The 2,018-nt window shown below is 60.6% G+C and carries 1 protein-coding gene; it reads left to right on the top strand.

The features are described from left to right. Positions 1–231: 231 nt before the first annotated feature. Positions 232–1,989, top strand: coding sequence for a SulP family inorganic anion transporter (locus RMSM_RS36765; protein ID WP_008696057.1), 1,758 nt, complete (start codon positions 232–234; stop codon positions 1,987–1,989). The last annotated feature ends 29 nt before the right edge of the window (positions 1,990–2,018 follow it).

Below are 2,018 nucleotides of genomic sequence, written 5' to 3'. Positions count from 1 at the left end.
GGAGGACTACGAAGCGTTTGTGAGAACGCTCAGTGGAAAAACATTTTTGGGCCTGGCTCCCCTACTTCTCTCTTCTCTTCGCAAAATCGGACCGATCGAGTGGAAGAGCGCTCACTATCTCTGGTAAAACCATGGGGATAAGGTGGGATTAAGGCCCCCATGACTCAAATCGCGATCGTTGATTTTTCGCGTGAGCGGTGCGTGCACCTGATTCGTTAAGGCCAACCAGCTATGCCTAACAACAGCAACGGCAAGCCGAAACTTTCGCTCGGCGAAGCCTTCAAGAGCGACTTCCCCGCGTCGATCATTGTCTTCTTAGTCGCGTTGCCGTTGTGCATCGGCATTGCGATTGCCTCGGGCGCGCCGCCCGCCACGGGGCTCATCTCGGGCATCGTCGGCGGCCTGATCGTCGGTTGGATCGCCGGATCGCCGCTGCAAGTCAGCGGTCCGGCAGCCGGCTTGTTTGTGCTTGTCGCGAAAGTAATCGAAGATTTTGGCGAGACAGAGTCCGGCGGTTTCGATATCACCCAGGCCATGCAGGCGCTCGGCATGGCGGTGTTCCTTGCCGGGCTGATTCAACTTGCGGCCGGACTACTAAAATTTGGCAGCCTGTTCCGCGCGGTTTCGCCCGCGGTGATTCAAGGCATGCTCAGCGGCATCGGCGTGTTGATCTTCGCCAAGATGTTCCACCAGATGGTCGACGACGAAACGGCCGCCAAGGAGTGGGTCGACCCGCTCGGCAAGGGGCTGGCGAATCTCGTGACCATTCCCAAGTCGATCATGACGGGGCTCACGCCCATCGATGGCGAGCCGCACCACTTAGCTGCGATGATCGGCGTAGGCACCATTGTGATACTCGTCTTTTGGAGATTCATTCCGATAAAAGCGCTTCGCGTGCTGCCGCCGCCGGTGGTGGCGGTCGTCGCCGCGTCGATCGTCGCGTACTCGGTCGGCATCACCAAGCTCGATCCGCATAAAGGGGACCCATCGGCCAACGCCGCGGCCGTCGAAAGGACCGTCGCCCCGGCGCGGCCCGGCGGGTTGGAAGTGCAAGTCGCGCCCCCCGCCGAGAGCGAGCTGCTGAGGCAGCCTGGCGACCCGGTTCACATCGAACAGGTCGAAGTGCCGAGCGACCTGACCGACGGCATTTACTTGCCGACGCGCGAGTCGTGGCTGCTGCTACTCGATCCCGCACTGCTGGTGATAGCGGTGACGATCGCCCTGGTCGCGAGCGCCGAAACGATGCTTTGCTGCGCCGCCGTCGACAAGATGCAACAGCACGTTAAGACAAAGTACAACAAGGAACTCACCGCCCAAGGCTTAGGCAACACCGTCTGCGGCCTGTTGGGCGTGTTGCCGATTACAGGTGTGATCGTCCGCAGTTCGGCAAACGTTGACGCGGGCGCACGGACACGCATGTCGGCCATCCTGCACGGCGCGTGGTTGCTGATCCTCGTCGCTGTGTTCCCTGGCGTCTTGAACTTGATCCCGATGGCGAGCCTCGCCGCGGTGCTGGTCGTCGTCGGTTGGAAGCTCATCAATTTCCCCGCGCAGAAGAAGCTATGGAAGACAAGTAAGTCCGAAGGGTTGATCTGCCTGATCACGTTGTCGCTCGTAGTGGCAGTCGACCTGCTGACCGGCGTGCTGGTGGGCATCGCGCTCGCCGCGGCCAAGCTGCTTTGGGCGTTCAGCCATGTGAACGTTGACGTCGATCGGTCGAACGGCAAAACGACACTGCACGTCGCCGGGCCCGCGACATTCCTCGCCCTGCCGAAGCTCACGGCGATCCTCGACGAAGTCGATCCCAGCAGCGATCTGCACGTCGACTTGGATCAAGTAACCTTCGTCGATCATGCCGTGCTAGAACTGTTCACCGACTGGGAAAAACAGCACGAAGCGGCCGGCGGCAAGCTGCATATCGACTGGGAAGACCTCACCGCCACCTTCCACCAAACGAAGCCGCGCTCGCCCGTTTTGCGACAACCGTAGACCGAGGCTGTGTAACCGATGCGTAAAAT

Source organism: Rhodopirellula maiorica SM1, from assembly GCF_000346295.1.
Taxonomy (GTDB): Bacteria; Planctomycetota; Planctomycetia; order Pirellulales; family Pirellulaceae; genus Novipirellula; species Novipirellula maiorica.
Note: the sequence above shows the minus strand (reverse complement) of the source record. Positions and strands in the feature narration are given on the sequence as shown.